General features: G+C 40.5%; 15 protein-coding genes. All 15 read right to left on the bottom strand.

Features of this window, described 5'->3' with window-relative positions:
- Positions 1-246: 246 nt before the first annotated feature.
- Positions 247-1,713 (bottom strand): helix-turn-helix domain-containing protein, encoded by a 1,467-nt coding sequence (locus EKM82_RS09635; RefSeq protein ID WP_125768607.1) that lies wholly within the window; start codon positions 1,711-1,713, stop codon positions 247-249.
- Complete coding sequence (locus EKM82_RS09630) at positions 1,691-3,409, bottom strand: sensor histidine kinase (RefSeq protein ID WP_125768605.1); 1,719 nt, start codon at positions 3,407-3,409, stop codon at positions 1,691-1,693. The genes EKM82_RS09635 and EKM82_RS09630 overlap by 23 nt, the downstream gene beginning before the upstream one ends.
- 21 nt (positions 3,410-3,430) lie before the next feature.
- Positions 3,431-3,979, bottom strand: coding sequence for a DUF624 domain-containing protein (locus EKM82_RS09625; RefSeq protein ID WP_225419715.1), 549 nt, complete (start codon positions 3,977-3,979; stop codon positions 3,431-3,433).
- A gap of 1,078 nt (positions 3,980-5,057) precedes the next feature.
- Positions 5,058-6,521: an ABC transporter substrate-binding protein gene (locus EKM82_RS09620; RefSeq protein WP_125768599.1), complete on the bottom strand. Its 1,464-nt coding sequence runs from the start codon at positions 6,519-6,521 to the stop codon at positions 5,058-5,060.
- Between the two features lie 52 nt (positions 6,522-6,573).
- The gene (locus EKM82_RS09615) at positions 6,574-7,491 is read right to left on the bottom strand and encodes a carbohydrate ABC transporter permease (RefSeq protein WP_125768596.1); all 918 of its coding nucleotides are present in this window, start codon (positions 7,489-7,491) and stop codon (positions 6,574-6,576) included.
- Between the two features lie 13 nt (positions 7,492-7,504).
- A complete protein-coding gene (locus EKM82_RS09610; protein WP_191988116.1) occupies positions 7,505-8,449 on the bottom strand; it encodes an ABC transporter permease in 945 nt (314 codons plus the stop codon).
- A 308-nt stretch (positions 8,450-8,757) separates the two neighbouring features.
- Complete coding sequence (locus EKM82_RS11610; RefSeq protein WP_164508222.1) at positions 8,758-8,955, bottom strand: hypothetical protein; 198 nt, start codon at positions 8,953-8,955, stop codon at positions 8,758-8,760.
- A 431-nt stretch (positions 8,956-9,386) separates the two neighbouring features.
- The gene (locus tag EKM82_RS09605) at positions 9,387-11,243 is read right to left on the bottom strand and encodes a beta-N-acetylhexosaminidase (protein WP_125768590.1); all 1,857 of its coding nucleotides are present in this window, start codon (positions 11,241-11,243) and stop codon (positions 9,387-9,389) included.
- 254 nt (positions 11,244-11,497) lie between these two features.
- Positions 11,498-15,349: a Cna B-type domain-containing protein gene (locus EKM82_RS09600; RefSeq protein WP_125768587.1), complete on the bottom strand. Its 3,852-nt coding sequence runs from the start codon at positions 15,347-15,349 to the stop codon at positions 11,498-11,500.
- A 398-nt stretch (positions 15,350-15,747) separates the two neighbouring features.
- A complete protein-coding gene (locus EKM82_RS09595; protein WP_125768584.1) occupies positions 15,748-17,652 on the bottom strand; it encodes a beta-N-acetylhexosaminidase in 1,905 nt (634 codons plus the stop codon).
- A gap of 280 nt (positions 17,653-17,932) precedes the next feature.
- Positions 17,933-18,931, bottom strand: coding sequence for a S41 family peptidase (locus EKM82_RS09590; protein ID WP_125768581.1), 999 nt, complete (start codon positions 18,929-18,931; stop codon positions 17,933-17,935).
- 233 nt (positions 18,932-19,164) lie between these two features.
- Positions 19,165-22,287: an alpha-mannosidase gene (locus EKM82_RS09585; protein ID WP_125768578.1), complete on the bottom strand. Its 3,123-nt coding sequence runs from the start codon at positions 22,285-22,287 to the stop codon at positions 19,165-19,167.
- A gap of 13 nt (positions 22,288-22,300) precedes the next feature.
- The gene (locus tag EKM82_RS09580) at positions 22,301-23,122 is read right to left on the bottom strand and encodes a carbohydrate ABC transporter permease (protein WP_125768575.1); all 822 of its coding nucleotides are present in this window, start codon (positions 23,120-23,122) and stop codon (positions 22,301-22,303) included.
- Between the two features lie 12 nt (positions 23,123-23,134).
- On the bottom strand, positions 23,135-24,049 hold the full coding sequence (locus EKM82_RS09575) for a carbohydrate ABC transporter permease (RefSeq protein ID WP_191988115.1): 915 nt from the start codon (positions 24,047-24,049) through the stop codon (positions 23,135-23,137).
- Positions 24,050-24,106: 57 nt separating this feature from the next.
- Entirely contained in the window at positions 24,107-25,489 is a 1,383-nt protein-coding gene (locus tag EKM82_RS09570) for an extracellular solute-binding protein (RefSeq protein WP_225419714.1), read from the bottom strand.
- Positions 25,490-25,536: the final 47 nt, after the last annotated feature.

The following is a 25,536-nucleotide window of genomic DNA, read 5'->3' as shown; positions in this document are numbered from 1 at the left end:
CGATAAAGAGACTTTTGAGCACTATGGACAGTACTTGATCCGGCCAATCTCATGCACCAACGCATCAGAATATAACCACAATATAAAAAGCCTGATTGTCAATCACTGGTTTCACCCAGAAAATTGGTCAATCAAGCTACTAATTTATAACAATTCAATTTTTTAAATCATAATTCATAACACCATTAACTGAAGACGATAACCATTGACTTAGCAACGTCAATCCCGCTAGTTACTTTTTTATTATCAGCCCTCAACTGCCAGGCCAACACCTTCACGATATTCCAAGGGGGTCATCCCAGTTTGTTGCTTGAAAATTCGGTAGAAGTAACTCTGATTCTGATAACCGACTTCAGTGGCGATATAGTTCACATCAAGGCTAGGATTGCGCAACATATCCACCGCCACATTGATGCGATAATCATTCAAATACTGAGAGAAACTGCGCCCAGTGTCTTGTTTAAATAGTTGCCCCAAATAAACGGCATTCAAGTGCAATTCGTCGGCAACAATGCTCAATGACAAAGCTTCACGATACTTTTTCTCGACGATACGACAAGTTTCCATGACGTTCGCTGAGAAATGCCGTTGATCACTGATGGTCTGCCGGAAAACGGTCATGATGACCTGCACGATTTGAGAAACCACCGTCGCTTGATTAATGTCCGTAATCGCTTGAGATTTCACGTCAGTAATGGAGCGCCGTTCATTTAAAACTAGTAAGACGATCAGCGCTAACTGCCGCACCAATAAATCAGTCGCATTCGCCTGTTGTAGAATTTGAATTTGGCCTAGAAACCAAGTTTTAAAGTCGGCCTCATCTAAACCAGCGATGGCCGTTTTAATATCAGAATAGCCGGGCAAAGCTGGCGCCGCTTCCGTTTTATCCGCCGTGACCATGACGCGCAAACCAGATGCACTTTCGAAAAAGTACTGTCGCGCAATTTCGGTTTTAAGCTTGGCATACTCAGTCGAAAGATGTGCTGGCGTGGGAATTGGTGCCCCAATTAACATCGGCCGATGCTTGTCGTTAACGTGATGGGGCGCGTGATTCACGAAATAATTCAAAGCCACATTGCTGCCTTGAAATAGAATAATGTAATCCTTGCCATCAAGAAAGAAGCCACGCACACTTTGTAACGCTGCCAAATAGTTACTCAATTCTGAAGGTGGCAACGGGTTTAACACCCCAATCAGACGAACCATCTGATTTTTCTCCAAAAAGCTGACGCCAAGATCAGTCATTAGTTCTGCCCGATCTGTGTCATCAGTTTCATTGACCACGGCCCGAGTCTTAGCCTGCCGTGCCAACAAATCATTCTTGTTTTGCTGCTTCTGCTGGGCAATATGGTCAATCGCGTGCTGCAAATTCTCAATTAATTCATCAGTGTCGACTGGCTTCCGCAAATAATTAACCGCATGCTGCTGCAAACCAGCCTTAACATAATCGAAATTATCATAGCCAGAAATTACAATCAATTCCATATTAGGCCGAATGTTTTTCGCCGCCGCAACAAAACTAGGACCGTCCATTTCCGGCATATTCATGTCAGATATTAAAATATCGATTGACTGTTGGCGCAGGATCTCCAGCGCCTTCGTCGGATTTTGCTCAGTAACAGCTAATTCTAGTCCATAGTGGCCCCAATCAATAATTTTGCGATATCCTCGCAATAACATGTATTCATCATCAACGATCATTACCTGTAACATCTTTGTTCGTCCCCCCGCTACCGTCAAACTGCAATACTAGCTGAACGCCAGACACGCCATCACTGCTAATGGCCATTTTGAATGAGTCCCCGAAATAGTCTTTCATTCGTAAATAAACATTTTGGAGACCGATCGAAGTTCGTTTCTCGGCATTATTCGGATCTTGCATCTCTTGGTTGACCTTGGCAACTTGTTCGGCCGTCAGCGGATAACCATTATTTTTCACCAAAATATGAATTTGGTCTGCTTCACGCCAAGCTTTAATACTCAACGCATTATCAACCCGAGAGAAATCCACCCCATGCACAAAATAGTTCTCGACTAAAGGCTGCAAGGTAAACTTCGGCAGACTGACTTCATAGACTTCTGGTGCAATTTTAATTTGATAAGCCAAGCGATCAGGAAAACGCACTTGATACAAGAAAACATACTTCTCAACAAATGACAATTCCTCTTTCAAAGTACTTCGTGGCGAAAAGTCCGTATTGTTGCGCAAAAGTGCCGCAAAATTATAAACAACATTAGCTAACTCTGGTTGATTCGCATCCAAAGCAGCCATTCGAATATATTCTAGCGTATTTGAGAGGAAATGAGGATTAATTTGCGCTTGGAGGGCGCGAATATTTGCGGTTTGGTTAGCAATTTGTAGTTGATAAATGGTGTAAACATGGTTGTGAATCTCCTCAAGCATGTCATTAATGCCCTTGGTCAACACCTGGAGGTCATTGTTTTCAGTCACTAGCGGAATTCGCTCATCCAGATCACCTTGACTGAACGTATTCACAGTATCAACAATCATACCCAATTGCGTTTGATAGCGGCGGAAAACCAAATGCAAGCCACCACTTAAGCCTAACAATAACACCAGACCCAGAATCATGGACGGTAAAATTTGTTGGAAAATCAAATGCTGCGCCCGACGACGATTGGTAACCATAATAATTGAATAGTCGGAAATTTCTTTGCGGGTCACCTGATAACCAGACAGTGTTGACAATTGTTCATTATCAGCCGCTTTTTGCGTCCGCTTTTGTTCCGCCTTGGTCACATCACTACCAGCAAAATAAAATGCCGGCGCATTGGAATCAGTCCGCATCATAATTTGCATGGGTCGCAAGGTAGCCAGTTGACTTAACTGCCTATTTAATTCACTTCGTTTAAAGGTCAAGCCGATCACGCCATCAGTGTGCAGCGAGTATTGATTCAGTAACGGCCACTTAACCGCCAAATCATCTTGGACCAGTGGACTCTTAGCAGAGACCAACTCACCGCCCGACTTTTCCTGAGTGGCAACGAAAACCTTCTTCTGATTAGCCATCCACAAAGTCAATTGCTTAACTTCTGGATGTTGAATCATAAAAATCCGACTTTCACTAGGCCAGAAGAAATATTTACCGGACTCAATACTTTGATCAGTTGTGTAATCACTATAATCCATTAACGACATCGAAAAATAATGGTCAATATTCGTCGTCGAATTAGGATCACTGACCAATTGCGAGGCAAATTGCTTGGTCAATTGTAAATTTCGCGTGGCCGTGTTCGACAGTTGGCTCACAACAGTGGTCTCTGCCTGACTAACTTGCGCATTATAACTATGAATACTAGACCACACAAAGACTGTCGTCGCGAAGACGACAGTCACTGTTAGAATTGCTGTATAAACCCGAATCAACCACAAAAAACTAGATTTCATTCGCCCACTACTCCTTTACCCCTAAAGAAGTTGATCGATTTTAGTGTACCATTTGCGTGAGAACCAATCAGCTACCACAATATAAGTTCCTGGCGCCAAGAATAAAATCAGGCCCGGCCACTTCGCTGCTGCTGCAATCACGGCAATGGTTGCCACCAAGAACAAAAGTAAATGGGGGAAGTTATCAAAGAATTGCGCTGCCGCTAATTTCACCGCGTTTTTAAAACTGACATCATAACGTGAACGCAACAGCAACGTGAAGATGCCCATGCTGAACGTCAAAGCAATCGCGAAAATAATTAGGAATTGAATGATCAAAATCCAAGAGAACTTCAACTGCGTACTCAAATACAAGTTATAAACCAGAATCGCAATAATTCCTAAGAAAGTCCACGCATGGAGATTAACCCGCCAAAAATCAGTTTTGAATTGACGCCAACCAGCCTTGAAATGATATTCGCGATACTGCCATTGATTATCCATAAACATTTCCGTTACCGCCCGTAAAGCTGGCCCGATTCCTAACACAACTAAGCCCGCCAAGGTATAAACCCAGAAAAAAATTGTCATTAGAAAGACAACATATACTTTTGTAAAAACGCTTTGTGTGGCGCGTCCAATCATGCTACTCACTCCTTAATTATTGGTGCATTATTTGCTATATATATTCAGGCCTTACTGAACAACAGACCCACAGCCACCAAATCACTGGCATTGCTTCCTCAACTATAGGAATGCTTGCCTGACTAGTCTACATTATTTTAACTTGATACCAGCTAAATTACCAATCTCACGCTGCTTATCGCGTTATAAGTGCAAAAAGGATTGATAAACGGAATTGGTTCTGACTCCATTGCGGGCTGCTTGGCGTGGAACGCTGCCGGCATTGATTTAACCTTATTGCTCCGCAACAAGCTCAAATACAAGCCTTATTGTAAGCGCTAAAGCACTAACAATAATTTGGCGGCTGACGCCAAGATCCCTCCATTCCGTCTGGATTTTAGTTAGTGAGCTTAATCTTTGTTAACATTTCAAGGCAGTATTTGTAAGATTACAATGATCACACGACTAATGGAACATCCTGAGATTTCAAAACTAAAGCTCCTGCTAATGAAATGTTTTAATGCAGTATCACTGAATTAGTGAGAACTAATCGCCATCTAACTTGGTTAAGCTATCCCACGGCATTTGCCTTAAGCACTAACAATGGTGAAATGGACTACTTCAATTCCAGACGGAATGGAGGGCGTGGTTGTCAGCCAATCGGGTTTTATTTGCGTAGGAGCTTGCGAGAAGCAGCCAAATTTGTCTTGCCGCTTTAGCGGTTAGACAAAGGCTCGTATTTGAAACAATTGCGGTTTTTCAATTGGTTCAAATCGATGCCGGCCGCGTTCCACAACCAGCAAGCCCGTAATGGAGTCAGAACCTGTTCTGTTTTAGACATAGACTTATGTCACACGCCCTCCAAATCGCTGGGCCCCTGCCGTTCCTCACTAGGGAGCGACTTAACGACTTAAACAAGTCAATGCACATCAGCCAATCATGATTAAGTGGTAAATATGTAAAAACGGACAATTCTGCAAAGAATTGCCCGTTTTTTGGTATCCAGTGACACTATTTTTAGTCCCACTTTTACCGTCCTAATTAACTATTTCTTAGCTAAGAAAGCATCATATTGTTTCTGTAATTCTTTCTGAACTTTGTCATAACCAGCAGTCTTTAATTCTTTATCCATCTTTTCGATTGTTGGAACAGGATCAGCAGTACCAGTGTTCAAAATATCAAGATATTTACTCATGACGTTAGAGATGTTTGTCATTTCAGTCTTAACTGATGAAGTATCAGGGTTGAAGCCAAGTGCTGCAGATTGTTTAGCAGCTTTGATGCTGTCATCACGTTTTTGAATCATTTCTGGTGTTACTGAGTCTTGAGTGTAAAGGATGTTGTTGTTACCCATCATCCAAGCACCGATAAAGTAGTTAGGTTTGTAGTTCTTAGTAGTCTTGATCTTACCCTTGGCTTTGTCAGTGAAGTTCCATTGATCGCCTTGAACACCCCAAACAATGTTGTTCAATAAAGTCTTGTCAGTGTTCAATAAGTTAAGAACTTGGACAGCTTCCTTCTTGTGCTTAGAAGTCTTAGAAATTGACCAAACAGCAACTTGTGCTTGAGCTGAAGACTTGAATGGATCAGTGATTGGTTGAACAGTCATCTTCTTGCCACCAGCAGCATTTTCAAGAGCAGTATTGCCATAATCGTAAGGTCCTACTGTTTCTTGACGAGTGAACCAAGTGTTGTCTTGTAAGTTATATTGAGTGCTTGAAGTTGCAGCATCCTTAGGAATATAACCCTTCAAGTAGTAGCTGTGTAAAGTCTTCAAGATGTCGCGCATTTCTTCAGTATCATAAACGTTGACTATTTTGTCGCTCTTACCAGTTGAATCAATTGCAAATGGATAGCCGTTACCTACAGGGAAGTCCATTGACTTAGGTGAAGCTTTGAAACCTTGGCCAATTGCAAAGCCGGCAACGCCAGGGTTAGCTTTGTGGAATTTCTCCAAAGCTGGTTCCATGCTAGCGTATGAATTTACAGCGTTAACATCAATATTATTTTTGTCTAGGAATTGTTTATTGAAAACTAAAGCGTTTTGTGCAAAGACGTTAGCGTTAACTGGGAAACCATAAATCTTGTTGTTAACAGTAACACCTTTCCAGTATGCAGGATCAACAGCGTCATATGCCTTTTTAGCATCTTTCTTAACCAAATCAGTTAAATCGGCATAAGCACCTTTAGCAGCGTTTGCTGAGTAGCTTTGAGCGAAAGCAATATCGTAACTTTCACCAGAAGTGATCATAACGTTATATTTCTTTTCATAATCGCCCCAGCCAATGAAATTCATCTTCAAATCAATATCTTTGTATGTCTTATGAATTTCCTTGTTGGCCTTGTTGATGATTTCCGTGTAATTCTTTGGCTTATCACCAGGCATGGTCATTGAGACCGTTGTTTTTGCTGAGCTAGAACTATTACTCTTTGAACCACAGGCCGCTAAAGCTAACATACTCATGGCCGCCATTCCGACAAATGTCAGATTTCTGATCCATTTTTTCATTACTATTCCTCCCTAAAAACATTTTTTAATTTAAAATAAATTAAATCCAAAATTAACCCTTAACGCCACCAATAGTCATACCCTTAACAAAGTACTTCTGGAAGAATGGATAGGTGAGCGCAATCGGTAATGTTGCTACAACAACCACGGCGAACCGCATACCTTCTGTTGGAATATTTTGCACCATCGCTGCTGATGCACCGGCTTGCATTTGTGAGGTCATGACTTGAATGTTGTTCTGAATCTTGACCAGCAAATATTGCAACGGTACTAAGTTATCAACATTGATATACAGTAAGGCGTTCATCCAATCATTCCAATAGCCCAAGGAAGTGAATAAACTAATTGTGGCAATCCCAGGAATTGCTAGTGGCACAACGATGCTGCGGAAGATCCGCATTTCACTGGCACCATCAATTCGTGCTGACTCAATAATTGCTTCTGGTATCGACGTCTTGAAGAAGGACCTCATGATCAAGACGTTATAAACCCCAAAACTCATTGGTAAAATCAAAGCCCAGATATTATTCTGTAACCCTAACATCTGCGTCACAACCAAGTATGTTGGAACCATGCCGGGAACAAACAACATTGAAATCAAGGCAAAGATTGTAAAGAACCGGGCGTAAGCAAAGTCACGCCGAGAAATTGCATAGGCATAAGTGGAACTGAACAAACTGTTCATCACCGTACCAACAATGGTTACAAAGACTGTGACACCTAAAGATTGTAAAACTTGTTTACCCATTTTACCTAAATAAACATAACTCGTAAGCACGAAATGCTTTGGCCAGAACTGATAACCATAAGTTGTCATATCTGATTCCTTCGTCAACGAAAGAATGATAATGAAGAAGAAAGGAATGATACAACTTAAGGCAAAGATACCAATAAAGATATTGAAGAACAGGTCAGTCCCAGCACTAAACTTGCGAATTTCGACGGCTGTAATATGTTTCTTTTGTCGCATTGGTGAGACCCCCTTAGAATAATGCTGATTCTGGTTGTTTCCGCCGAACAATCCAGTTAGTAATGAAGATCAAAAGTGCTCCGACTACTGACTGCATCAAACCAGCGGCTGTTGACATCCCAATATCATTGGTTGTCGTTAAGGCCCGATAAATATAGGTATCGAACGTTTGCGTAATGTCAATTAGCGAACCGGAATTACGTGGAACCAAGTAGAACAAACCAAAATCGCTTCGGAAAATACCACCAATGTTCAAAATTAACATTAAAGTTGCAATTGGTAGAATATGTGGCAAGGTAACATTCTTGATCTGTTGCCATTTGCTAGCGCCATCAATCATTGCAGCGTCATAGTATGACGGGTCAATCCCCATGGCAGTGGCAAAGTACAAGATACTGTTGTAACCAATACCTTTCCAAACACCTAAGAAGATAATAATGAATGGCCAAACCCAAGGCGCATTGTAGAAGTCAATCGAACTACCACCCATGGCAGTAATCATGTGATTGATAATCCCCTTATCACTGCTTAAGAACGCATAGACGAAGTAAGAAAGAATCGCCCATGACAGGAAGTAAGGGAATAACATCATGGTCTGATATGTTTTCAGCAATCGTGCCTTCCGCATTTGACTCATAACGACACCAAAGAAAATGGCGAAGAAGAAATTCAATAATAAGAACGTTAAATTGTACCCAACGGTGTTCCGTAACACAATCCAGAAATCGGCTGATTGGAAGAAGAATTTGAAATTATCAAAACCAACCCAAGGACTATGTAACACACTATAAACGAACCCCTGATCAGTATATTGAAAATTCTGAAACGCAACTACGTTTGCCAATACTGGTATATAGAAGAAAATAATTAAAAAGATAGTGCCTGGCGCAACCATTAGAAAGAATACCCGATTTGCCCATAGACGTTGGAAAAAATTTTTCTTCTTGCGTTTAGGTATGACCACACTTGCTGAAGCGGCAACTTCTTGTTTCATCATTTTCCCTCCTCTCTTACTTTACATTCTTAATAGTAACCGCTTTCGTCAAGAGCAACAATCTACAAACTTAAGGTATTTATCTATAAATTTAAGAAATTGCCGATTTTTTGTAAAACCTTGTCTAGACAAGGTTTGTAACCACTTTCCGCGGATCATCTATTAGACTAAGCTATTGTTAGTGTGGTAAGAGTGTCAATAATTGCTGCACTAATTTCGGCAGATTGAACAAACTATTCTGGACTTTACATCACAATTAAGAAATACTGCAGTCAAGTGCCAACCAAAGAGCAAAACCTCATCAAGATGTTAAACAGAACTTGTTTTGACTGCATTGCGGGCTTGCTGGTTATGGAACGCGGCCGGCATCGATTTGAACCAATTAAAGGCCAAATTGTTTCAAATACGAGCCTTTGTCTAACCGCTGAAGCGGCAAGACAAATTTGGCGGCTGACAACCACGCCCTCCATTCCGTCTGGAGTTGAATTAGTGCACCTCACATTTGTTAGTGCTTGAGTCAGTGGTAGCCGGATTCATCAACTCATTTCAATCGGTAGCAATAGTTGAACAGCAACCAAAAAACGATGCGACAACCTCCTTCTCATTAGAGATTGTCACATCGATTTTTGTATCACCACCATCTGGTTTGGCCAAATAGTGGTGATCATTTTTGTTAGTTTAATCCAAGCAGGGGACCAGCGATTGGCGTCAATGGTGAAATTATTCTTAGCAATTTATTGCTTAGAATAAGGCTCGCATTTGAGATTGTTGCGTTAGCAATAAGCTCAAATCGATGCCCACCATGTTCCACGCCCTCTAAATCGCTGGGCCCCTGCCGCTTTCAACTAAGGAGCGACCTAAATCAACCAGCAGCTACCTTCATTGTGGGGAAGATTCAGATTTAAAACGAAATCTCGCAGGCACTGACAATTTCTTTGTACAAACCATGACCAACTGGACCACCATTATGTTTGTCCATTGGTAATAATGGTTCCTGCAACTCTGCCAAATCATCACGACCAGCTTCCCATTCTTGGATGCGCCAAATCGCCGTCTCACAACGAGACAATTGTCCGCCAAGGCGAATATCAATTATTTCGTAACCATTTCCGCGCCGTTGTTGGTGCCATAATTGTCGTGATAATTGATTAAACTCAGTCAACATTTTTACAAATAATTGTAACTGGCCAATTGCGCGATCGCCGTCAGCCACACCAGCTTGTTTATTTCTCAATAAGGCAACTGCGTGTAAGGCCCGGTTCTTAACAATTAAAATCTGTGCTAATCTTTGATAATACTGCACCATCAGTTGATCGTCTGCTTGTAACCGGAGATCACCCAAATCTGCAGCCAAATCCTGCCAATTCTTTTCAACATCAATGGCGGCTAAATTCTGTTCGTAGCGCTGTAATAATGGGTCCTCATAAAGGACGATCTTGCTGACATTATCGCAATCCACATTAGCACCCTTAACGAAATTATCGAATTTATCCAACTGTAAATAAAAATCAGCCGACTCATCTTGGGTTAATTCAAAATCACGGTCAATAACTTTGCGGCTAACGTGATCATGATATTGATAACTAGCAAAGGCCTGCAAGCCATACCAAGAAGTGCTGATTGGTGTTTCGGCACCGTCATCAAACCACATCGTTGCCACAACCTGCTTAACACCAGATTTCTGAGCCGCTTTTAGGCCAGCATCAACAGTGGCCAACATCTTGCTTTGGTTGGGCATCAATGAGCCCCAAGTCCAAATACCACCAGCAAAGACCACGTCATCGCTGAGTTCAAAATGTTGGGCAAAGCGATCCAAATAAGTTTGCTCATCCTGATGGTAATAGTCCCAATAAACTTGGCCGACTTTTGGCAACTGTGCTTTAAATTCAGGGCTGAAATGCACCTCAGGATCATACATCTCATGCTTAGGCGACGCAATCGTAAACCACATGTCGCTCCACATATAAGGATGCAAGCCCAACTCCTCACTAAGCTGGACCACTAATTTCAATTGGTCTTGAATTAATTCTTGCTGATCAGTGTAATGACCATTTTTATCAATATAAAGACCGCGACCTAATTGGTAAGCTTCATCCATCCCGACGTGAATTTTATTCGTCGTAAATGGCGCACTAGCCGCCTGTAAAAGATGCTTCAAGAATTTGCGCGTCGCCGGATCATTTACTAACAGCGTATCATCAGTATCTTTAATATCATGAAAAGCATCCCACTTCAGCACATTGCGGACATGAGCCAACGTCTGAATAGCTGGCACGACCTTAACGCCTAAAGAATCACCATACAAGGCAATTTCATGCAGCTCATCTTGCGAATAGCGACCCCGTTGCCGACCAAAATAAGGCTCTTCTGGCACTTCAAAAAGATCTTCCAAATACAGCCATAATTCGGTGTAACCCATACTAGCAATTCGCCGTAAGTAAGTTTTCAACATTGGGATTGTTGCCACACCATTGCGTGCCACGTCCAACATTGCCGCCATCATTTCAAAATGCGGTTGTTCTTGAATTGAGAAGGTAGCTTGGTGCTGTGCCAAGCCATAAAAAACTGATACACCATGCATCAAGTCTGACAAATTGCCAAATGTCACGGTCCCAACCGCTTGGTCCCGACTAATTTGAATACCTCGACCTTGTTGGTGACACTTGACCAGAATATCTTGATTAAAATAGGGCCGATCACTTAAGACTCGCTGAACCGCCTGTAATTGTGTTGTTGTTAAACCTTGCCAATCAATCATTTCACTACTCCTCACTCGTTAATTATTCAGATTGCTTTTAAGAATCCTGACAATTTACCAAGTTACAGTATAGCGCTTACAGAAACGTAATCCTATTTAAAAACCATAGTAGTTTATCTACAAAATATAGCCTGACTTAATCATTCTGATAGTATTTCCATGATTAGCAAACAAAAAAGCACTAGTTACTATTATAAAAATAGTAAACTAATGCTTCCGAGAAACATCTGATTGAACGAATCAGTTATCACTGATCAATCCCATTCAACACGGCGTAATAAGGTGCAGCTGCCCAGAACAATCAATAAAATACCGAGTATCATCCCGACATAGTCAGTCTGTTCATTTAATTGCGGTAAATGTTTGATTGCCTTAGTCGGTTGTTTAACTGACTTTGTTGCAGAATGACGCTGTGGTTCAATAGTTTTGACTGTAGGCTTGACTGTTGGTTTTGTTGTGGGCGTAGTCGCTTGCGGTTGCTCAGGTGTAACCGGCGTTGTTGGTAACAACGTATTAACGATCTCAAAGCCATTAACCTGACTGTGATAGCCAGGCACTTGATTTTCAGTAATTTGATAGTCAATCGCTTGTCCAGCCTGATTAACTGGTAAGTCAGTGAAAGAATACTGCCAATTTTGCTGAGCAGTAATTGTCAGCCGCTTCAGAAATTGACCGTTAGCTAACAGATTGATCGTAATACTCTTTGGCCGTGTTCCCGCCTGATTATTGTTATCCTGCCAAACTTTCTGACCGGTAATTGTCCGCGTCAGTGGCTGATGTGTGTTGGTGATTGTCGTCCCATCAGGACTCACGACACTGGTATAACCATTCGGAATGCTAGCCTCAGCAACTGTGTACTGAATTTTTTTACCAGCTGCTAGCACTGGTAAATTGCTAAACTCGTACTGTTCATGATCGTTAGTCACTTCTTGACGATCGATCACTTTGCCATCCGCCAGTAAATTAACAGTAATTTTATCGGGTCGTAAGCCATCTTGGTTATGATTATCTTGCCAAATCTTTTGACCCGTGATTGAAGTTGTTGCTGGCGTATGACTATTGGTCACATCCCAGCCAGTCTCTGTTTCTGAATACTTGGGATCGTACCCGTTAGTTTCCGTCAATTCAACTACCGAATATTTAACTAAAACGCCATTCTGATATTTAGCCAAATTGCCAAATCGATATTGCCAGTTGCTTTCATTATTCAAGGTAACTGACTTATTTGTAGTTTCACCATTAACAACTAAGTTTAAGACAACATTATCGGGTCGTAAGCCATCTTGGTTATGATTATCTTGCCAAATCTTTTGACCCTTGATTGCGGTCACTTCAGGAACATGAGTATTCGTAATCGTGGTGCCGACAACACTGCTTGTGTAACCTGTGGGCACATCCGTTTCTTTAACAGTATAAATCAACTTTTCGCCGGCTGAGTTTTCTGGCAAATTATTGAATTCATAACTGCCATCTCCAGATGTGGAAACTTTCTTGCTATTCACAAATTGCTCCGTTGGATTGCTATCTGTATGAGCATACAGATTTACTGTTATCGTTTTTTGCTTTAGGCGCAGGCCATCTTGGTCATGCCCATCATGCCAGATCTTCTGACCTTTAATTGAAGTCGTTGCAGGTGTATGACTATTCGTAATTGTACTGTTATCCGCACTGACGACACTTGTGTAGCCAGCTGGAATAGTTGCTTCCGCTACTTTATAGACAATATTTTCCCCTGAGGATTTCACTGGTAGGTTGCTAAACTCGTACTGTTCATGATCTTTAGTCACCTCTCGACTATCGATCACTTTACCATCTGCTAATAAATTAACGGTAATTTTAGCGGGTCGTAAGCCATCTTGGTCATCATTATCTTGCCAAATCTTTTGACCCTTGATTGAGGTCACTTCAGGAACATGGGTATTCGTAATCGTGGTGCCAACAACACTGCTTGTGTAACCTGTGGGCACATCCGTTTCTTTAACAGTATAAATCAACTTTTCGCCGGCGGAGTTTTCTGGCAAATTATTGAATTCATAACTGCCATCCCCAGATGTGGAAACTTTCTTGCTATCCACAAATTGCTCCGTTGGATCACTTTCAGTGTGAGCATACAGATTTATCGTTATCTCGGCCTGTTTCAGGCGTAAACCGTCTTGATCATTCTGATCGTTCCAGATTTTCCGGCCCTTAACTGTTGTTTGTGCAGATTCGTGACGATTAGTAACGTCGTAACCATTTGAAGTCTTCGTATAACTTGGCTGCTGATAACCGGCAGTTTGCGTTGTTTCAACGACTGAATACGTTACTTCTTTACCTGCCTGATATTTCGCTAGGCGCTCAAAATTGGCTTGCCATTTATTAGCTTGATTGAGTTCAATTGACGTCCCCGTCGCACGGCCATCAGCCATCAACTGAATCAAGACATTCGTTGGGCGTAACCCATCTTGATTGTTATCATCCTGCCAGATTTTTCGAACTACTAATGACGTCTGACTGGGCGTATGGGTGTTGGTAATCAACGTGTTATCGCTGCTAACCTGACTGCTATATCCTTCAGGTATGCTTGCTTCTTTAACTTGATAGATAATTTTTTGACCGGCCGATTTTTCTGGTAAGTTATCGAATTCATAACTGCCATCCCCAGAAGTTAATACTTGACGTTTGTCTACATTTCGTTCAGTCGGATCATTGGCAGTGTGCGCGTATAAATCTACGGTAATACTCTCTGGCCGTATGCCATCTTGATTATCCTGATCGTCCCACACTTTATGGCCTTTAATTGAAGTCACTGCCGGAATATGTGTATTCGTAATTGTTGTTCCTACCACACTGCTCTGATAATCAGCCGGAACGGCCACTTCACCAACCGTATAATTGATTGGCTGACCATTTTCATTTTTTGGCAGATCCGAAAAAGTTCCTTGCCAACCATCACTAGCCCTAATGGTTTGACGTTCCGCGTTTACAGCAACCCCATTTTTATAAAGTTGGACGCTAATCGCGCTTGGCCGAATGCCGTCCTGGTTCTCACCGTCATGCCACACCTTATTAAAAGGAACCGTCACAACATCATCACCAGTTGCCGAACCGCTAACACCACCAAGTTTCCGGGTAAAATGAAGTTCGGTATTATCATGATGAGATTCTGGATCAATCGGCTCGCCGTTAGGATTTTCGGCGGTAACATCTTTTTGACCGGTTAAGGTGGCGTTGTTTTTAAAATAAGCAGCCTGGCCAGTTGCTAAATAATTTGCATCATTAATTTTGGTGGTATAGTTGACATCAACTTTATCAGATAACGGGCCGATCCACTTCAGCGTGAAGGAATTGGCGGTATCCATTGTCAAAGTGTAATCTTTCCCTAGAGTTGGCCCTTCTTGATGACTTCCTGTCGTGTACTTAACAGTTATTGGGGAGTCCAAAGTTTGATTGTTTGCTTCAATGTTATCCACTAAGACCACATTATTTAATGAGCTAATAATCGTATGTGTTTTTTCATCAGGGTCAGGGCCCAATGAAAGTTGCCAATACATTTGGGTACTAAAGCCCTGACTATTAGGACTAATTCCCCAACCGTTTTTCAGCAAGAGCCCATTAGCCTGTAAGCCTTGCTTCGTCCCAGAAACTAAGAATTCCAAAGTGCCTGAGCGGGAAATCGGATGTTCTTTAAAATAATCATTGAAGGTAATTGTGCCACTGGTACCACCTTTTACGCCGTTAACATACCCGACAGCAACACTACCAGTCCCATCAACGGCAGCTGAAGTGATGACCTTGTCAGTGATGTTATCTTCAAGAACAGTTCCTGCGGGTAAAGTGAAGGTCGCATAATCACCGCTCTTAACTGCAACATCATCATTAATCGACCAATTATATCTGATCGTCTTTTGATCATAGGTTGTCCAGTCAGTGGCGTCCGTGATTGGTGTCCCCGCCTCATCAACAGCATCCTGACCTGAAAGTCCCGCAACTGTCACCTCTTGTCCAGTACTTGCGGTAGCTGCATCTACCGACAATGCTGGTGTGTAAATAATCTGACTTAAAACCGTCATTAAAACTAATACTAAATAACACCATCGTTTATCATTTATTTTCAAACGCTGCAATTTTAAATCCCCCAATAACTAATCAACCAGGCAGCAATGTCCCAATTCATCGCTTTTATGTGAATGTTTTCCATTATAAATCACAAAACTAATGCAAACAACTTTATTTTATAAAAATATGAGGTTTTCTAACCGTTATTGAAAGTTTTATTATTTTAGAATCAAGCCTGATAAATCAACTAATTGTATCTTTTTTTACTGTATCATTTGTAATTAACTATCTCATCATCATATGACATCATTAATTGATATCCATATCACAATTACGCGTGTTGAGCAGTCAAATTGATGTCAACATGGTCCTTATTTTTAAAAATTGACCGACAAAAAAAGCCTTACCCTTCTCAAAAATCAAGTTAGGTAATGCTTTATCAAATCAACTCATTAAAAAAGTCGCCTCAATTATAACCAGTAAAAGCAATCCGCCGATAATTAGGTACGCTCAATTTAACTAGCGGTGTCCCAGGTTCGAAAACGCGCCGGGGTTCGCGCAAAGCCAATAAGCTTTCTTGATCGCCTTGTTGATACTGTTCGATCTGATTAATTGTCGTCCGCAAACGACTTAATAATGTGGCATAACGACTCTCCAACGTCTCCCAACCATTAGCACGATACAATTGCTGCCATAGTTGATAATGCCGTTGCTGTAACTGAACGACAGCATTAATCAATCGTGGAATCGTCGCCGTTTGCAATTCAGTTAGCTTCGCCTGATCGCGTTTTAAGTAGGCTTGACGTAATTGCAGGCCTAGATTGCTTTTGTCGGCGAGCACTTGCGCCAAGCAATGATAAAATTCAATCACCTGACACCAAGTCGTCGAATAGCGCTCATTGGTGCGGAATAATTGCGCTTGATCAGCATAGTATTTCGTCAGGTCCAGCTTATATTCCTTCTGATACAGCTCAAGATCCTTATCAAATAAACCCAATAGTGGATCTTGCCATAAAATCAGTTTACTAGGATTCGCCATCCAATAATTATCCGGTTCCACACCAGGCAACTCATTTAAATGATTCAAATGCCATAACTTCAGGAAAATTCCAGCCTGGATACAATCGGAAAACCGTTTGGCCCCTAGCGACAAATCAACCTCTTCATGGTAACAACGTTCGGCAAACATTTGCATCATTGGCAAGGCCAGCAAATGATTGGTCTCCTGACCATCGTCACCCCAAGTCGTCAACATCACTTGTTCGACCTGCTCCTGTTGACAAGCAGCCAATCCCGGTGCGGCACTTTGCCAGGACTTGCCATAATTCGGCACAATATTTCCGAAAATATGCGCGGCACTAGCAAAATGAATATGGGGTCCTAGTAGCTGATGCTTTTGCAACCGCGTGCGATAATTGGCCTCGTTGCGCTCACCATAATCCCAATAACAATAAGCAATATCTTTTGGCAATTTCGCCGCCAGTTGCTGATCCAGCTCGGCATTAACAGGATAGTAACCTGGCAAATGCCGCTTATCTAAAGCATGATATAAAAAGTCGCTCCAAATTTCCGGCTCCAAATCTAACTTTTTACAAATCGCCACCACTTTAATAATGTGGCGCGTCATCAACTCATCTTGTGATTGATAGGCATGATGCTGCAAATAACGACCACGACCAACACCACTGGCCTCATCAAGTCCCACATGAATCCGCCGCGTTGTAAAAATTGCCCGCAACTCCCGCAGCCACTGCTCAATCGTCAAATAAGTTTTAGGTTCATCAACCAGCAGCGTACTTTGATCTTCACGCACGCTTTCATAGCTAGACCATTTCAACAGCTGGTCCAAATGAGCCAAGGTCTGAATACAAGGCACCACTTCGATTTGAAAAATGGCCGCGTAATCGACAATTTCTTTCAAATCAGTCCGACTGTAACTCCCCCGCAAATAGCCATGATAGGGCTCACTACTAACGAGAAACGTGTCTTCCATGTACAAATACAAGTGGGTGTAGCCCATGACGGCCATGTACATGATGAATTGTTTGACCGTATTCACCTTCATCACCGCATTGCGCGAAAGGTCTAGCGAGAAAGCCACTTCTGGAAAAATAATTTTTTCTTCAAAATAATCATTATGTGCTAAATCTAAATCCCACAAATGACTGAGACAACGCCCTAAATAGACCAAATTTGGCAATGTAATCGTGACACTGCGCTGTTCTTGATGCCACCTAATCGATAAGGCGGGCTCTTTGGCCTTGATTACCACCCGAAAATAAGCATCGGGAATTTCATGTTTCTGACTAAAATATTTAATCACTCGATTAAAAATCTCGTGTACGTCAACTTCCTGATTCAATAACTGCACCGCAGTAACCCCCTAATTGTGGTGAAAACCTAACCTTCTTCACAAAAAAGGCACTGTTATAAATATAGCGCTTTCGCTAAAATAATTCAGCCTAATTTACATAGTCCTTATTGCACAAATTATAGATGAAATGACGCCACTTTGCATTAACCATCAATTAACTGGCCGCAAATCGTCGTCTGCTTAACTTCAAATCCTTTTAAAAAATAATGCAGCCAATTCAAAAAACAAATTGGTTGCAGTTATGATTTCAGCTAGATTCATTAAAAAAAGATTGCTCTCAGCTGGCAATAGCTGTTTGTAATTCTTGCAGGAAGCCGCGATCCAGGGGTTGTTGTTGATTATAGCGGGTGAAATTAGTAATGGGTACCTGAATTGTCCAAGTATCCGGTATTAGCGGTACATTATTGAAATGATGTTGGCCGTGGATCGCCGCCGGACTATAAAGACTGGCACTAGTAATAATGGCTGCCCAATTATCCTTCGCCAAACCGACGATTTGATTGGCACTAGTCAAGCCACCAGAATCCGTCCCAATAATCTGACAGTTGGGATTCTGCTTCAAGGCAATAATGGCCATTTCTCCAGCGCTATACGTCCGCTTATTCATAATCACCCAAACCTTTTTATGCAAAAGCTTCGGTGTGGCCGCATAATGATAAGCTTGCGTCACGAGAGGTTGTTTGATCCGTTCCTCCGCCAACGTTACCATTGATTTGTGCCCATGTTTATCCACCTGCGCCCATAGATCACCATTAGGCAGCAAGGCTGATAGGCCAGCAATCATCGGAATCACATCGCCGCCACTATTATTGGCGAAATTTAGCACCACTGGGCCACTGCCTTGACCGGCTATTTGAACTTTTTTCTGCAAAAGTCGAATATAAGTTTTCCGTTCTTTCTCACTGACTGACCAAAAACTCGGCACATTAACCATGGTATAATTGGCAAATTTAGTCGTTGAAGGATAATTGATATCCTCGATTGCTTGGGGACTATTAACCGCTCGAGAATGTGAATTGGCTTGACTTAAAGCCTGACTAATCTCAGTTACCGTCGTTAAATCACGACCATGATTGGTTTCCTTGACCACGCGCTGCCAAGCAACTTTATCGTTGATCAAACCTTCCTGGGACATTGCTTGAACGGCGATCATCCCCGGCGTCTGTGTTGGCCGTGCTTGCTGGTACTCGCGCCCACCAAGGACAAACAGTGCGCAGCCAGTCACTGCCAACCCAATCATCCCCATAACCTTATTAAATTTTACTTTTGTCTTCATACCACTCACCGCCAATTGCCCGTTATTTTTGGTTCGTCAATTAATTTAAGATGACATTATCGCGTCAGATGTCATGTTGGTAGCTTCTTTATACTGCATTCGCAAGCGGATAGCAACCGCTTTCACGAATAATCAGTCCTAGGTCTGAGGGGGGGTTATTGGGCAGGCAGATAAAAAGACATTTCAAAAGTGAAATGTCTTTTTATATCGCATATCAAATATTTCAATATGTGTTAATCATCAATGATAAACGCAACTGTCATAACTTGATACGGAGTTAACTGAATAGAGTAATCGTCGTCCTTATCAGAAATTAACTCTTGTTCCAAGTCCTCATTCAGTTTCGCTTTCTTGGCAAGATTAAATTTAAAAGTTGGTTTTACCATTACTTTAGTATCTTGTCCTGAATATTCATGGAATCTTAAAATGATAGATTTTTTATTTTCACTTAACTTAATAGCATCAACAATAACTGGAACGTCACAGTTAAACTTAAATAGCGGTTCTGCAATTTTACCTAAACCTTTTTCTAAGATTAACGGATTATTCAATTCTGTTGCGCTCGGCTCAACCATACCTTCAACAAAGTCACCCTTGTGCGGAAGAATACTATACGTAAAATCGAATTTACCTTGATCAGCATTAGTATCTGGATAAATGCCAGATTTTAAAAGCGACAGTGATAAATTATTTTTCTTGATGCTGTAGCCATACTTCGCATCATTTAGTAAGGCCACACCATAATCGCGCTGTGATAGGTCGGCCCACTTATGACCAACTGTTTCAAACTTAGCCGAATCCCAACTAGTATTATCAGCTGTTGAACGCTTAACATTACCATATTGAATATCATAGCTTGCCTCATTCGCAATTACATTTACTTTAAAATTAGTTCGTAATAATTGCTGATGTTCATGCCAGTCTAAATGTGTTTTAAAATCTATTCTTCGATCATCACGCAAAACCACTTCCTGTGCGATTAAAGAATCACCAAAATGATATTTGAAAACCACTGATTTCTGCAAGGGGCCTTGACTGCCAAGTTCAATTGAGTCTGCTTTTAATTGAATTGCTTTCTCAACATAATCCTTATCAATATTCCAGTTATCGTATTCAAGTGGTCGATCCTCATACACAGTCAATTGGTTACTCGGTTCTCCTAGAACTAAAGCCTGCCGTTGATAACGCAAATCATAGATTTCAGTTATTTGTCCTTGTGGATTCCACGAGATTCGATAGTCATCGTTTTGCAAAGAACCTGTTACTTTTACTGGTGCGGAAACATTGTCGCTTTCGTCATCAGCAATAAAGTAAACATTGATTGCACTTAATGCAGGTACCGTTACCTCTACAATCGCTTGATCATTTAATCTTTGCATTGGTAATATGTTTTGCTTTTCGTCAACAAAATGCCCCTGCTCAGGTTCGTCTATTGTAACGAAATTAGTAACCGTCCAAGCATTAGTATTACGGATATGATATGAATTCCGCTTATTGTCACCAGATGGTATAGCCTGCAACTTTCGATTTAATTCAGCAATCTGATCAAATCCGTTCTGGTACTCAATTTTATTATCATCATATACTTCACTAATTGCTGATCCAGGAAGGATATCATGAAATTGATTACGTAAAACCATTGTCCACAAGCCATTAATCTGTGTCATTGGATAAACAACATCTTGTTGAATCATTGCTTGTGTATAAAGAATTTCTAGATTTCTAAGTGCAAACTCTAACTGTCGATTCTGTTGCTTAACACGTGCTTGCGACGTATAAGTGCCACGATGGAATTCAAGATAGAGTTCACCATTCCAATTTGCCAATGTCAAGTGACTATTTTTAATGTTGTTTCTCAATCTCGTAAAGTAATCGTCTACTCTGGTATTACTGACTCTTGGTAACCCAGGTAATTGATTAATAATTTCAATATTTTCAATCATTTCTTTAGTGGAGCCGCCGCCACCATCGCCATGACCATAAGCGAGTAATAAATCGTTATTATAAATTTTATCAGCATAAACATGATATGTTCCTAAGACTGTATGTGGTGTAATTTCTCCATTATACGTATACATCCATTTTGATGGATCACGATAATTACTTTGATCATCTGTTGTTGTAATAAAATGAGTTAAAACTTTACTGCCATCAATTCCTTCCCAAATAAAAGTATCATGTGGCATACGATTTGTATCGTTCCAACTAATCTTGGTTGTCATAAAATTTTTAATATTAAATCCGCGCATAATTTGTGGCAATGACCATGAGTAGCCAAACACATCTGGAAGCCATAACACTGTTTGTTTTGAATTGAATTCGTTCTCGAAAAATTGCGTTCCATAGAGAAACTGTCTTGTTAATGCCTCTCCAGAAGGAATATTGGTGTCAGGTTCAAGCCATGTACCACCATCGGCTTCCCAACGCCCCTCCTTGACCCTTTGTTTAATCTGAGCATAAATATCTGGATAATCTTCTTTAACAAATTCGTAGACCTGTGGCGTACTATGAAAGAATTTATAATCTGGGTACATCTTCATTAACTGCAATACTGTTGTAAAAGAACGAACAGTTTTCTCACGTGTATGTCTTAAACGCCATAACCAAGCAACATCAATGTGAGTGTGACCAACCGCCGATATTTGGAAATCCTTTTTCTGATGAGGGTGCGTCTTGATAAACGTCTTAATGCTTTCCAAAACAAATTGGCAATCCTGCGTCAATTGTGAATTTGAGATGTCTTCCCAGAAGAATTGTGCAAAGGCGGCATCGATCAATTTTATATAATCATACTTAAGTGGTTCGTCGTCATCTAGTTCTTCAATTGTTTGGGCTATAAGCTTTAAATAAGCATAACAGTCTCTAACTGTATCGTTTAAAATACCATTACTGACTTTTTTAAGATTATAGTGCTGAATTTGTTGTGGTCCTCCGCCTTCGAGTCCTGACCATAACATTATTTTTATCTCTAGTTTTTGGCTTTTGAATTTATCATTAAAAAAAGCATCTTGATGATTTGAATCAATCGCTTGAAACGGTTCATCATTGACAAACATTAGACTTTCAAAACCTGAATTATTACCGCCGCCAGTTCTCCCTAAATCTAAATGTAAAACAAATCTTTGATTTGGTTTCAATGCAGGAATTGATATCGTGAATTTCAACCAATAATACGAATCTCGACCTTGCCACGCATCGTTCAAACTTATTCTTTGCCAATTGGCATTACTAGGAACCCTTCTATGATCTTCGCGATCATCCTGCCAAAACCAAAGTGGTTCGATTGGTTGTAAATTTGCGTACACGTGTTGTTGTAAATAGTGTAATTGTTGTTGAATTTTTTGACTATTATACATTTATTTTCCCCCTCTACTTTAGGGCACCGCCAAAACTGAATCCTTTTGACATATAAGCTTGTGAAAAGGCATATAGTACGACTACGGGTAAAGTATATAAAACTGAGAATGCCGCTAAGTGACCGTAATTTACCAAACCATTATTGCCAAAGAATTGAAAAATAGTAACAGAAGCTGGAAGCTTTTCCGGTGAACTTATTAAAATAAATGGTACAAAGAAATTACCCCAACTACCAGTAAATGTGAAGATACCAACCGTAAAAATTCCCGGAAGCATCAATGGCGTAACAACTTTTCTAATTCCTTGTCCAACTGTTGCACCATCCATCCAAGCAGATTCTTCTAAATCTATTGGCACTGAATCCATGAAATTCTTCATCATCCAAATGCCATATGGAAGACTAGTTGAAATTAAAAAAATTGTAGTTGCTATTAATGAATTTTGAAATTTCAAATATAGAAACATCTGATAAACAGGAACAATTACGGCAGTCATTGGTAATGAAGTAAGGAAAAGAATAGTCAACATAAATGGGCGTTTAAATGGTAGTCGATATCGTGAAAGTGGATAAGCAGCAAGCACACAAATCAAAACCACAAAAATTGCTTGAAATCCCGACATTAACAACCCAATACCAAAAGAACGCAGAATTGATTTATCAGATATAACTGCTTTAAAATTATCCAATGTTAATCTTGACGGCATCTGAATGGATTGAATAGCATGTGGATCAACAGACGAAAAGAGCATCCATAACAAGGGAACTAAAAATAAAACTGCGATAATTCCTAAAACTATATACTGTGCAATTTTAATTGAATTTTTTTGTCTCATAGTTATACTCCCCTATACTTTTACTTTCAATACTTTCATGTATAACAAACTTGCCACGGCACCAATAACTAAAAGGACAAGTGAAATCGCTGTACCGTATCCCAATTGATAGCTGACAAAAGCTTGCTTATACATAAATACAGGTAAGGTAGAGGTTGCATTACCAGGGCCACCACCAGTCATTGTATAAATCAAGGTGAACACGCCCAAAGTTTGCAGAGTTACTAACATAATATTAGTTGCGATTGTTCCACGCACCATTGGAATTGTAATTCTAGTCGTAATTTGCCATCTACTGGCGCCATCAATTACTGCAGCCTCTTCAATTTCGGCAGGAATATCATCTAAAGCAGTCTGAAAGACCATCATTGAGAACGCAGTACCTCGCCAAATATTAGCAATAACAACACTAATCATTGGAAACGAATAAAGCCACGCAATCGGTTTTATATTAAGAAGTGAAACCAGTATTTTATTTAAAGTACCACCATCACTTAAAAACGCTACCCAACAAAATGAAACAACAACTTCTGGTGTTACCCAAGCCGCGATAATAATCAAGCCAACAACTCGTCTAAAAGTTTTATTTTTTCCCCGCATTAACAGTGCAATTAGGAAGCCAAAGAAGCATTGACCAATAACTGCGGAGAAAACAACAAAGATAATGGTCTTCCATATTGAATTAGCTAATTCAGGATCTTTGAACATTGTCACAAAATTCTGAAAACCAACAAACTTTAAATTTGCTGCTGCATCACCGGTTAAAGATAAATTAGTAAAGGAAAAAATGACAGTTAAAACCATAGGTGTGATGAAGAAAACCAGTAAAAGTAAAACACCTGGAGCTAATAGTCCAAACGTTCTTTTAATTTGATTTCGCTTTTTTGAACGATTAGGAATGCGTCCAATTGTTTCGCTACTATTCATATTACTCACTCTCCTAAAATTAAAGGTCGAAGTTACCTTCGACCTTCTGGGCATCCACTATTTTTGAGTTTCTGTATTTTCTTTACCAACAATGCCTTGAACATCAGTTGTATATTTAGCAGACGCTTCTTTTGGAGTTTTACTTGCAGTAGCAACAGCTTCTACCATTTGCTGAATTGCAATAGAAACTTTCGGATACAAGTCACTCTTAGGTCGGAAATAAGCATTCTGTAACGCAGTCGTTGCTGTCTTAATAAATGGCTTCTTAAGGTATTCTGAATCCTTAGCGACATCATTACGCACCGTCAGTGTTCCTTCATACAAGGCACGTTTTAAGCACATTTCTTTTGTATTCATTGCTTTTAACACTTTAAAAGCAGCCTTATGATTTTTAGAATTCTTCGGCATTGCCCAAGTCCAACCACCTGACATCGTTACATAACCAGGCTTTTTACCATCTTGTGTTGGCATCAAATTAAAGTTAAGAACTTTTTCAACATTGTCAAGTGGTGCAGCACCGCCTTTGACCCAGTTACCTGTATTCCAGTTACCGTCCATACCGAGACCTGCTTGATTATTTGGCAGTTTATCTTGATAAATCACTGAACCAAAGTTTGCACTCATTGCCACAGATAATGAAGGTCCAACTTTTTTCTTATTCATGATCGTATCAATAAATTCTAGAGATGATTCAATTCCTTTTGAATCAACATTCCATTTTTTCGTTTTTTCGTTGTAAAGTGATTCGCCCGTTCCGTAAAGCAATTGTTCAAATGTTTGCATTGCTACAGATTCGCCACCATTGGTAGCCGATACACTTGCAGCAAATGGAATTACATCAGGTTGAGTCTTTTTAATCTTAACGGCTGCATCAATAATATCCTGCCAATTCTTTGGTGCCCAGTCCTCTGAATATCCGGCCTTTTTAATGACTGCTAAATTAGTCCAAATACCCCGTGAATCTGTCGTTCCAGGAATGCCATATTGCTTACCATCTGATCCTTGCCCACCTGACTTTAAGGCCTCAGTGAAGTTACTCCATTCATCCCAATCGTTTAAATAACTATCAAGTGGTTCAAGGTAACCGGCCTTAGCGTCTGATGGCAAGATAAAGGAATCCTCATTAACAATATCAGGTGTTGTTTCGGAAGATTTCATTGCTAAGTCAAGTTTAGAGAAGTAATCACCTTCTGTAGCTTTGATAGGATCAAGCTTTACTTTAATCCCAGGGTTTTTCTTTTCAAAATCTGCAATCCATTTATCAGTGTATAAACGTTCCATACTGTCGTTTTTACCTGTATAACGCCATGCAATTTTGACAGTCGTTGTCTTATCTTTTTTATCTGACGCACTTTTATTACCACAACCCGCTAGTAATAATACTGATGCTATTGAAATAGAAGTAATTGCAAGAATTCTTTTAGTTATACCCAATTTCATAATAATCCTCCTCAGATTTATGCCTGACCAAAATTAAAATATAATTC

It is taken from the genome of Lapidilactobacillus wuchangensis (assembly GCF_003946645.1).
Taxonomy (GTDB): Bacteria; Bacillota; Bacilli; order Lactobacillales; family Lactobacillaceae; genus Lapidilactobacillus; species Lapidilactobacillus wuchangensis.
The sequence above is the reverse complement of the archived record's forward strand: the minus strand, read 5'-3'. Positions and strand labels throughout refer to the sequence as shown.

Bases quoted from the DNA above. Each gene is read 5' to 3' on its own strand.
- EKM82_RS09585 (WP_125768578.1), bottom strand. From the start codon at position 22,287: ATGTATAATAGTCAAAAAATTCAACAACAATTACACTATTTACAACAA.
- EKM82_RS11610 (WP_164508222.1), bottom strand. From the start codon at position 8,955: ATGGAGGGCGTGGTTGTCAGCCGCCAAATTTGTCTTGCCGCTTCAGCG.
- EKM82_RS09580 (WP_125768575.1), bottom strand. From the start codon at position 23,122: ATGAGACAAAAAAATTCAATTAAAATTGCACAGTATATAGTTTTAGGA.
- EKM82_RS09625 (WP_225419715.1), bottom strand. From the start codon at position 3,979: ATGACAATTTTTTTCTGGGTTTATACCTTGGCGGGCTTAGTTGTGTTA.
- EKM82_RS09605 (WP_125768590.1), bottom strand. From the start codon at position 11,243: ATGATTGATTGGCAAGGTTTAACAACAACACAATTACAGGCGGTTCAG.
- EKM82_RS09575 (WP_191988115.1), bottom strand. From the start codon at position 24,049: ATGAATAGTAGCGAAACAATTGGACGCATTCCTAATCGTTCAAAAAAG.
- EKM82_RS09570 (WP_225419714.1), bottom strand. From the start codon at position 25,489: ATGAAATTGGGTATAACTAAAAGAATTCTTGCAATTACTTCTATTTCA.
- EKM82_RS09620 (WP_125768599.1), bottom strand. From the start codon at position 6,521: ATGAAAAAATGGATCAGAAATCTGACATTTGTCGGAATGGCGGCCATG.
- EKM82_RS09590 (WP_125768581.1), bottom strand. From the start codon at position 18,931: ATGAAGACAAAAGTAAAATTTAATAAGGTTATGGGGATGATTGGGTTG.
- EKM82_RS09615 (WP_125768596.1), bottom strand. From the start codon at position 7,491: ATGCGACAAAAGAAACATATTACAGCCGTCGAAATTCGCAAGTTTAGT.
- EKM82_RS09635 (WP_125768607.1), bottom strand. From the start codon at position 1,713: ATGTTACAGGTAATGATCGTTGATGATGAATACATGTTATTGCGAGGA.
- EKM82_RS09630 (WP_125768605.1), bottom strand. From the start codon at position 3,409: ATGAAATCTAGTTTTTTGTGGTTGATTCGGGTTTATACAGCAATTCTA.